Here is a 668-nt window from a genome sequence, read left to right as displayed (position 1 = left end):
AGCCTTTGGCAATAGAAATCATTTCAGCATACGGGATATAGCCATAAAATTTAATCGAAGCATGTTCATACTGTTTCAGCTGCTCTGCATCGGGTCCGCCTCCCATAATATGCAGTTCAACATTTTCACCTTTTTCTAATAGTTTTAGAACGCCTTTGCAAATCGTTTCTACGTCATAGCTAAAACTTAAAGTGCCTAAGTAGAAAAAACGTGTTTTATTGTCGCCAAAAATTTTTGCAACTGCCGTATTCAGCTTAGGGAAATCTGCGCCAATATAAACCACTTCACCAGGAACATTCGGGTTAATTTCCCTGGCGCGATCCAGATAGGTCTGTGATACGGCAACTAATCCATCGGCATAGCGATAAGCCTGATTGGCTTTGGAGGCAAACGGCAATAAATTGTGCGGAATTTTTTTCAAAAAAGGGATAACCGACGAGAATGATTCCGGCCATACATCTTGTACATCTATAATCAGTTTGTAGCCTAAACGCTTTTTATACCTGCCCAATAGAAGATTGGTGGCAATCAATGGATAAGCGGAGAAAACAACATCTTGCTCGCCAGGCCGGCATTGCGCCAACCATCGTTTAAAATCTTTCACAAACACATGGTGGCTTTTAACACGACCCCAAGAAACGTTTTTTTGATAACCGCTTTCTTTCAGC

1 protein-coding gene is annotated in these 668 nt (G+C 41.3%); it reads right to left on the bottom strand.

The window, feature by feature from the left end; translation table 11 throughout:
- Positions 1-668, bottom strand: a 668-nt coding sequence (locus tag C7N83_RS14055) for a glycosyltransferase family protein (protein ID WP_146135193.1), incomplete at both ends; no start/stop codon positions are given.

This window comes from Neisseria iguanae (assembly GCF_003013245.1).
Taxonomy (GTDB): Bacteria; Pseudomonadota; Gammaproteobacteria; order Burkholderiales; family Neisseriaceae; genus Neisseria; species Neisseria iguanae.
This window is presented reverse-complemented; position numbering and strand designations above follow the sequence as displayed.